The sequence below is a fragment of the Jatrophihabitans sp. genome, assembly GCF_051960575.1.
Taxonomy (GTDB): Bacteria; Actinomycetota; Actinomycetes; order Mycobacteriales; family Jatrophihabitantaceae; genus JBQCEE01.
Map to the genome: position 1 here is coordinate 1 of NZ_JBQCEE010000058.1, position 8,257 is coordinate 8,257.

Genomic DNA, 8,257 nt, shown 5'->3' on the forward strand with positions numbered 1-8,257 from the left:
GGTTGCCCGCGACGGCCGAGCCGGCGTGCACGACCACGCCGCGCGCACCGATCGCGGCGGCGCGACGCAGCGAGAAGGCCAGCGCCTCGGCCGAGCGCTCGGTCGTCTGTCCCGTGGGCGAGCCGAAGTTGATGAGGTACGGCGCGTGCACGAACACCGGCACGGGGCACGCGGCCGCGAAGGCGGCGTCGCCGTCGGGGTCGTCGGCCGGCGCCGTCCACGCCCGCGGGTTGGCGACGAAGACCTGCGCCGCCGTGGCGTCGACCGCCTCGATGCGGGGGAGGGCCTTCGCCAGGCCGCCCGCGACGGAGATGTGGGCGCCGATCGGCGGCCGTGCGCGCGCCACCGGTCAGGCGACGTAGAGGTCGACGGAGTCGCCGACGTGCACGCGGGTGCCGCCGCTGGGCGACTGGCCGATGATGCGGTTGCCGGGCAGCGTCTCGTGCTTGACCGGCACCAGCCCGAGCGACTCGAGCTGTGCGGCGGCGGTGTCGTAGTCGCTGCCGAAGCTGAAGCTCGGCACGGTGACGCCCTTGCACGGCGTGATCGTGATGGTGCTGCCCTTGGGCGCCCGGCCGTTCGGCGTCACCGACACCACCGTGTCGGGCGGCACGCTGCTGTTCGGCACCGGCTTGGCGACGACGACCTTGAAGCCGGCCTTGGTGAGCGTGGCCTTGGCGTCGGCGACCGTGGCGCCCGGCTCGATGCTCGGCACGTCGATGATCGGCGGGCCGATCGACTGGTAGAGCGTCACCGTGTCGTCGACGGTGACGTCGGTGCCGGCCGCCGGCGACGTGCGCGTCAGGTAGCCCGACGGCACGGTCATCGAGTTCTCGGGACGCACGTCGACGACCACGTTGATGAGCGGGCTCACCTGCCGCAGCAGGTCGCGCGCCTCTTGCGGCGAGCACGCCGTCGTGCCCTGGTTGTGGCAGCTGCGCGCGACGTCCGGCAGCTGCCACTGCTGCAGCCCGGCCGACAGCACGATCGAGATGCGCTTGGTCTTCACCACCCGCGAGCCCGCCGACGGGTCGGTGTGCAGCACCGCCCCCTTGGCGACCCGGGTGCCCTTCGGGCGGTTGTCGTACTGCGGCCCCGGCAGCACGACCACGTCGGTGTAGCCGGCCTGCCGCAGCTCCTGCTTCGCCTGCGTCGGCGAGTCACCGATCACGTCCGGCACCTTGGCGTAGCGGCCGGCCACGAGGTACCAGGTGCCGTAGCCCGCCGCTGCGCCCGCGATGAGCAGCACCAGCACGATGATCAGCGCCCGGCGCCGGCGGTTCGGGCGGCGGCGCTGCTTCGGCCGCTTCGGCGGCGGGATGACGACCGGCGGCGGCGGTCCGTCGTCGCCGGCCAGCAGGGCCCGGCCGCCGACACCGGCGCGCTGGCCGACCGTGCCCGGCGGCGGCACCACCGAGGTGCGGTTGGTCGACCCGCCGCCCGTACGGCTGCGGATCACGTCGGTCGTCTCGTCGTCGCCGGTGGGTGCCGTCTCGCGCGGCGCGGTGCGCTGCCTCGTGCGCGGACGCGGCGGCACGGGCGTCACCGGCAGGCCGAGCTCGCTGCGCACGTCGGCGAGCTCGGCGAGCAGGGCACCGGCGTCCGCGGGGCGCGACCCGGGGTCGGGGTCGGTCGTCAGCACCACCAGCTCGTCGATCTCGGCGGGGATGCCCCGCACCTTCGACGACGGTGCCGGCACCCGGCCGTGCACGTGCTGGTACGCCACGTTGATCGCGGTGTCGCCGCGAAACGGCGGCTGCCCGGTCAGCAGCTCGAACAGCACGATGCCGCAGGCGTAGACGTCCGAGCGCTGGTCGGCGACACCCTTGGTGAACTGCTCGGGCGCGCAGTACGCGACCGTGCCCATCATGAGTCCCGTGCGGGTGTTGGCGGCGTCGGTCTCGACGGCGCGCGCCAGCCCGAAGTCGGCCACCTTCACCACGCCGTCGTCGGACAGCAGGATGTTCTCGGGCTTGATGTCGCGGTGCACGATGCCGGCGCGGTGGGCGGCGGCCAGCGCGCTGAGCACCGGCTCCATGATCGAGATCGCCTCGGCCGGCGACAGGCGGTGCTTCTCGCGCAGCAGCTCGCGCAGGGTGCGTCCCTCGACGAGCTCCATGACCAGGAAGACGTGGTGCCCGTCGGCGGCGGCCTCCCACCCCTGGTCGTAGACCGCGACGGTGTTGAGGTGGGTCATCCGGGCGGCCGCGCGCGCCTCGCGGGCGAAGCGGTCGCTGAACGCCGGGTCGGCCGAGAGCGCGGACGACATCACCTTGACGGCGACACTGCGGTCGAGTCGCTCGTCGACGGCCGCGTACACCGTGGACATGCCACCGCGCGCGATCCGTTCCAGCAGGCGGTAGCGCCCCTCGAGTGTGCGGCCCACCAACGGATCGGTGGCCGACGTCTGCACGGCCCGAGTCTACGGGCGCACAGGTCCCGTTCCGGGCCCGCCGCACCGCGCACGTTCAGGCCGCCCTGCCGCCCGGGTCGGGCCCCGCACCCCTAGCGTGGACGCCGTGCGAGGGGCTGCGGGCGAGATCGAACTGCTCGCCGACGACGACAACCCGGGCGGTTGGCTGCTGCTCATCGACCGCATCCGGCAGTCCTACGTCGACCTCGACGACCCCACCTACCTCGACTTCGAGTACGTGCAGGCCTTCGCCGACGTGATCGACGCGCTGCCGCCCGGCCCGCTGGCCGTCACGCACGTCGGCGGTGGTGGCGCCACCCTCGCCCGGTGGCTCGCCGTCACGCGTCCGGGGTCGCCGCAGATCGTGCTCGAGCCGGACGCCGAGCTCATCGAGCTCGTGCGCCGCCGCCTCCCGCTGCCGCGCGGGCACCGCATCCGCATCCGGCCGGTCGACGGACGCACGGGCGTCGCCGCGCTCAAGGACGCGAGCGCCGACGTGCTGGTGCTCGACGCCTTCCAGGGCGGACGCGTGCCCGGCGAGCTCACGACCACCGAGTTCCTCGCCGAGGTGGCGCGGGTGCTGCGCCCGGACGGCGTGTTCCTGGCCAACGTCGCCGACGGGCCACCCGTCCGGTACGCCCGCCGGCTCGTCGCCACGGTGCGGCAGCACTTCGCCGACGTGCTCGTCGTGGCCGATCCCGCGATCGTCAAGGGCCGGCGGCACGGCAACGTCGTGCTCGCCGCCGCCCGGCACGGCCTGCCGCTCGCGCAGGTGCAGCGGGCCTCGGCCGCGGCGCCCTTCCCGCGCAGCGTCACGGCCGGCGCCGCGCTCGACCGGTTCGCCGCGGGCGCCGCGCCGCTCACCGACGCCGACCCGATGCGATCGCCCACACCGCCGGACGAGATGTGGCGGGTCGGTGGGTGAGGCCGGACAGAATGGGCCGGTGACGTTGCACCTCGACCGCGGCCGGGCCGAGTCGTTCGGCTCGGTGGCCGCCGACTACGACCGCTACCGGCCCGGGTACCCCGACGCCCTCATCGACGAGCTCGCGGCGCTGCGCCCGCGGCAGGTGCTCGACGTCGCGTGCGGCACCGGCAAGGCGGCGCGGCAGCTCGCCGCCCGCGGCCTCGACGTCCTCGGCCTGGAGATCGACGCGCGCATGGCCGAGGTGGCGCGCGGGCACGGCATCCCCGTCGAGGTCGGCGCGTTCGAGACCTGGGACGCCGCGGGCCGCACCTTCGACCTCATCACCGTCGCGCAGGCGTGGCACTGGATCCAGCCGGAGGCCGGCATCGCGCGCGCGGTCGAGCTGCTGCGTCCGGGCGGGTCGTTGGCGGTGTTCTGGAACCACGACGAGACCGACGACGACGACGAGGCGGTGCCGGCCCTGGCCGAGGCCTACCGGCGGCACGCGCCGGGGCTGGGGCTGCAGGCGGGCTCGCACCGCAAGCACCGCACCGAGCCGACGCACGTGCAGCGGCTGCGCGACCGCGGCCGGTTCGCGAGCGTCGTCACCCGCGACCACCCGTGGCAGCGCACCTACACCGCCGCCGAGTGGGTCGGGTACGTCGCCACGCACAGCGACCACCTCGCGCTGCCGGCCGAGCAGCAGCAGCGGCTCTACGCCGCGATCGGCGAGGCGGTCGAGAGCATCGGCGGCACCCTCACCCTGCGCGGGGGCACCTACCTCATCCTGGCGACGCGGCCGTGACCGGCGATACTGACCGCGTGGAGCTGTCGTCCGTCCCGGACATCGCCGAGGCGCTCGGCGTGCCGGTCACCCGCGTGCACCAGCTGCTGCGCGACGGCCACCTGGTCGCCGTCCGCGACGAGAACGTGCGGCGCATCCCCACCGACTTCGTGCAGGACGGCGTGATCGTCAAACACCTGCCCGCCGTCATCACGCAGCTGCGGGACGCGCACTACGCCGACCACGAGATCGTCGACTGGTTGTTCCGCGCCGACGACTCGCTGCCCGGCACGCCGATCGAGGCGCTGCGGGCGAACCGCGGCTCCGAGGTGAAGCGCCGGGCGCAGGTCGCCGGCTACTGATGGCTCGCGCGGTGGGGGTGCGTCGGTGCGGCATGCCGTCTATCTGCTGATCCTCGCCGCCTGCTTCGTCGGCACGCTGCCGCTCGAGCTGTGGCTCGGCGCGCGCGTCTACCGGCAGTGGCCCCGGCTGCTGTTCGTGCTCGCGTGCATCGTCGTGCTCTTCGGCGGCTGGGACATCCTCGCCATCCGCGCGCACCACTGGTACTACGACGGCGCCTACCTCGTCGGCGTCACCCTGCCCGGGCACCTGCCGCTCGAGGAGCTGCTGTTCTTCGTCGTCATCCCGACGTGCGCGATCCTCACCCTCGAGGCCGTGCGCGCCCGCCGTCCGGAGTGGCTCGAATGAGCTACACCACCGCGGCGCTGCTCGGCGTGGTCGCGTCCGTGCTCGTCGACCTGGCCGTGCTGCGCACGAACCTGCTGCGGCAGAAGGGGTTCTGGGCCGCCGAGGCGATCATCGTGTTCTTCCAGCTGGTCAGCAACGGCCTGCTCACCGGACTGCGGATCGTGCGCTACGACCCGGCGGCGATCACGGGCGTGCGGATCGTCTACGCGCCGCTCGAGGATCTGCTGTTCGGGTTCGCGATGGTGCTGACGGCGTTGTCGTTGTGGACGTTCGCCGGACGAGTGGCCGACCGTCGCGCCGCGCGGCGTACGCCCGTGCCAACCCGCGCGCCGCGACCGCGCCCCGACGACGCAGCGGCACGGCCACCCGAGTCGTGAAGACGTCGTAGTCGGCCGCCTCGATCTCGTCCAGGATGCCGCCGTACAGCGTGAAGGCGGTGCGCAGGCAGTCCTGCGAGCTCGGGTGCACCAGCTCGATGCCCGGCTCGGCCCGCCGGTAGATGTCGCGCGTCCGCTCGATCTCCCAGGCCAGCAGATTGCGCAGCGACTCGTCAACCACGCCGCGGGCGAGGCGGTCGCGGTCGACGCCGAACATGTCGAGCGACTCCTGCGGCAGGTACACGCGGCCGCGGCGGAGGTCCTCGGCGATGTCGCGCAGGAAGTTGGTGAGCTGGAAGGCGACGCCGAGGTCGATGGCGTGGTCCTCGATCACGTCCCAGCGCACCGACTCGTCGCGCCGGCCGAGGATCGGCAGCATCTCGAGCCCGATCACCGCGGCCGAGCCCCACATGTAGCCCTCGAGGTCGGCGAACGTCGGGTAGCCGGTGACGGTGAGGTCCATGCGCATCGACTCGAGGAAGTCGGCGAGGTACTCGTGGGGGATGCCGAACTCCTGCACGGTGTGCAGCACCGCCCGGCTCACCGGGTCGCTGGTGGCGCCCCAGTCGAGGTCGGCGAGGAAGTCGTCGGTCCACGCGCCGAGGCGGTCGGCACGCTGCTGCGGCGTGAGCGAGGGGTCGAGGTCGTCGACGAGGTCGTCGACGTAGCGGGCGAAGCCGTAGAGCGCGTGCACGTGCGGCCGCTTCGCGGGCGGCAGCAACAGGGTGGCGAGGTAGTAGGTCTTGCCGTGCTCGGCGTTGAGGCGGCGGCAGATCTCGTAGCTGCGGCGCAGCGCCGCGCCCTCGATGCCGGCCGCGTCGAGCTCGCTGCGGGCGGTCACCGGCTCATCCTGGCAGATTCATGCCCGCGGCCCGGTGATCCGCTCGGCCGCCAATCGTCCCGAGACGAGCACCATCGGCACACCGACGCCCGGCTGGGTGTTCGAGCCGGCGAAGACGAGGTTCTCGATGCGCCGGTCGAGCGTCGTCGGACGGAACGGGCCGGTCTGGCGGAACAGGTGCGCCGCGGCGAACGGGGCGCCCGCCGCCATGCCCTGCGCCTGCCAGTCGGCCGGCGTGACCAGGTGCTCGACCTCGATGCCGTCGCCGAAGCCGGCGTAGCCGCGCCGCTCCATCGTCGCGACCATCTCGTCGCGGTAGCCCGCCCGCTGCCGCGCCCAGTCGATCGGACGCCGGTGGTCGAGGTTCGGCGTCGGGAAGAGCGCGTAGTAGGTGTGCTTGCCGTTCGGCGCCAGCGACGGGTCGGTCAGCGAGGGGGTGGTGACGAGGACCGACGGGTCGCTCATGGTGGTGCCGTCGTCGATGAGCTCATCGAAGGTGCTGTCCCACGCCGCACCGAAGTTGATGGTGTGGTGCTGGGCGTCCGGGAAGGTCGCGCTCGAGCCGACGTGCAGCACGGCGGCCGACGGCGAGTACCGCAGCCGCCGGATGCGCCGCGGCGTGTACCCGGGCGGCAGCAGCTGCTGGTAGGCCGTCGGCAGATCGGCGTTGACGACGACGACGTCGGCGGGGATGCGCTCGCCGTCGTCGGTGATGACGCCGCACGCGCGCCCCGAACTGAGGTCGATGCGCGCGACGGTGGTGTTGTAGCGGAACTCGACGCCGTGGTCGCGCGCGGCGCCGGCGAGCGCCCGGGGCAGCGCGTGCATGCCGCCCTCGGGGAAGTACACGCCGGCGACGCAGTCCATGTAGGTGATCACCGCGTAGATGGCGAGCGCCTGCGCCGGCGCGAGGCCCGCGTACATCGCCTGGAACGAGAAGAGCCGCTTGAGCCGCTCGTCCTTGACGAACCGGCCGACGCGGTTGCCGAGCTTGCCGAAGGCGCCCATCGCGACGAGCTTGGCCAGCGGCGAGCCGACGAGCTGGAACGGGTGGTCGAGGTTGCGCGCGATGAAGTGCGGCATCTCGATCTCGTAGAGCCTGCGCAGGTACTCGACGTAGCGCACGTAGCCCTCGGCGTCCTGCGGGCCGCAGGTGCGCGCGATCTCCTCGGCCATGTCCGGCACCTCGGCGCGCACGTCGATCGTGCTGCCGTCGGCGAAGCGGGCGCGGTAGGCCGGGTCGATGCGGTGCAGCGTGAGGCGGTCCTCGAGCTTCTCGCCGACGGCGCCGAGGGCGTCCTGCACCAGTTCGGGCATGGTGAGCACGGTCGGGCCGGTGTCGAAGACGTAGCCGTGATCGCGCAGCAGGCCGCAGCGGCCGCCGGGGAAGGGCTCGCGCTCGACGACGGTGACGTGCCGTCCCGCGCCGGCCAGGTGCAGCGCCGCCGACAGTCCGCCCAGCCCGGCGCCGACCACGACGACGGAGTTGCTGGGGCCGGGAACGGTGCGCATCACGAACGAACGTACGGGTTCGCGCGCGGCCACAGGGGGGCGGGGCTGACCTGTTAGCGTGATTTGTGACCCAGCCGTTGCCGACGGCGACGAGCGGCAGGCCTCGATCGCGGGGAGGTGCACACCGTGAGCGATCGCTACGACGACCGTGACGACCCCGCCCGGCTATCCCGCCGCCACGGGCTGTGGGGCCTCGCCGTGCTCGTGATGGCCGCCATCATCGTCGTCACCTTCGTGGTGCTGTTCACCGGCAGCCACGAGGGCGGCAGCCAGGACTACACCGGCACCGACGACAGCACGATCGCGGGCGCGCAGCCGGGGGTCTCGTCACCCGCGGTCTCGACGCCGTCGTCGGCGCCCTCGTCCGCGCCGTCGCGGCCGAAGCCGCCACCGGTCGTCGGTGGGCCGGCCGTGGCGGGGCTGGCCCGCCAGATCAACCAGCTGCGCACGTCGGCGGGCCTGCAGCCGGTGACGGCCCAGTCGAGCCAGGACGCGACCGCCTGCGCCGCCGCCGGTGGCAACGGCCCGACCTGCGTGCCGCACTACATGTACGCGCAGGTGCCCGACCAGGACCCGGTGACGGCGTTCAAGTCGCTCGAGTCGGTGAACAAGTCGTGGCTGCTGGACGCGAACACGCTGCGCATGGAGATCGGCTTCGCCAAGCTGCCCAGCGGCAACTACAACTGCGCGGTGCTGAAGTTCCCGTAGACCGCTG

9 protein-coding genes and 1 pseudogene are annotated in these 8,257 nt (G+C 73.3%); 6 read left to right on the top strand and 4 right to left on the bottom strand.

Translation table 11 applies throughout. The features are described from left to right. Together ACTHMS_RS02810 and ACTHMS_RS02815 are read right to left on the bottom strand one after the other, a co-directional pair. Positions 1–346, bottom strand: a 346-nt coding sequence (locus tag ACTHMS_RS02810; protein WP_440305157.1) for a TIM barrel protein, incomplete at its 3' end; no start/stop codon positions are given. A 3-nt stretch (positions 347–349) separates the two neighbouring features. After that, the gene (locus ACTHMS_RS02815; RefSeq protein WP_440305158.1) at positions 350–2,413 is read right to left on the bottom strand and encodes a protein kinase domain-containing protein; all 2,064 of its coding nucleotides are present in this window, start codon (positions 2,411–2,413) and stop codon (positions 350–352) included. Positions 2,414–2,519: 106 nt separating this feature from the next. Here ACTHMS_RS02815 and ACTHMS_RS02820 point away from each other — a divergent pair, with 106 nt between their 5' ends. The 5 genes and pseudogenes from ACTHMS_RS02820 to ACTHMS_RS02840 all read left to right on the top strand — a co-directional run. Then, positions 2,520–3,338, top strand: a complete 819-nt coding sequence (locus ACTHMS_RS02820; protein ID WP_440305159.1) for a spermidine synthase — start codon at positions 2,520–2,522, stop codon at positions 3,336–3,338. Between the two features lie 19 nt (positions 3,339–3,357). Further along, positions 3,358–4,125: a class I SAM-dependent methyltransferase gene (locus ACTHMS_RS02825; RefSeq protein WP_440305160.1), complete on the top strand. Its 768-nt coding sequence runs from the start codon at positions 3,358–3,360 to the stop codon at positions 4,123–4,125. A 17-nt stretch (positions 4,126–4,142) separates the two neighbouring features. Then, positions 4,143–4,466: an Rv2175c family DNA-binding protein gene (locus ACTHMS_RS02830; RefSeq protein ID WP_440305161.1), complete on the top strand. Its 324-nt coding sequence runs from the start codon at positions 4,143–4,145 to the stop codon at positions 4,464–4,466. 25 nt (positions 4,467–4,491) lie between these two features. Then, a complete protein-coding gene (locus ACTHMS_RS02835; RefSeq protein WP_440305162.1) occupies positions 4,492–4,812 on the top strand; it encodes a lycopene cyclase domain-containing protein in 321 nt (106 codons plus the stop codon). Then, positions 4,809–5,021, top strand: a pseudogene (locus tag ACTHMS_RS02840) (lycopene cyclase domain-containing protein); the annotation flags it as partial. The gene ACTHMS_RS02835 and the pseudogene ACTHMS_RS02840, both read left to right, overlap by 4 nt. Here ACTHMS_RS02840 and ACTHMS_RS02845 read toward each other — a convergent pair. Together ACTHMS_RS02845 and crtI are read right to left on the bottom strand one after the other, a co-directional pair. Then, positions 4,996–6,030, bottom strand: coding sequence for a phytoene/squalene synthase family protein (locus ACTHMS_RS02845; RefSeq protein ID WP_440305163.1), 1,035 nt, complete (start codon positions 6,028–6,030; stop codon positions 4,996–4,998). The pseudogene ACTHMS_RS02840 and the gene ACTHMS_RS02845 overlap by 26 nt on opposite strands. Positions 6,031–6,048: 18 nt before the next feature. Beyond that, on the bottom strand, positions 6,049–7,542 hold the full coding sequence (gene crtI, locus ACTHMS_RS02850; protein WP_440305164.1) for a phytoene desaturase family protein: 1,494 nt from the start codon (positions 7,540–7,542) through the stop codon (positions 6,049–6,051). A gap of 126 nt (positions 7,543–7,668) precedes the next feature. Here crtI and ACTHMS_RS02855 point away from each other — a divergent pair, with 126 nt between their 5' ends. Continuing rightward, the gene (locus ACTHMS_RS02855) at positions 7,669–8,250 is read left to right on the top strand and encodes a hypothetical protein (RefSeq protein ID WP_440305165.1); all 582 of its coding nucleotides are present in this window, start codon (positions 7,669–7,671) and stop codon (positions 8,248–8,250) included. The last annotated feature ends 7 nt before the right edge of the window (positions 8,251–8,257 follow it).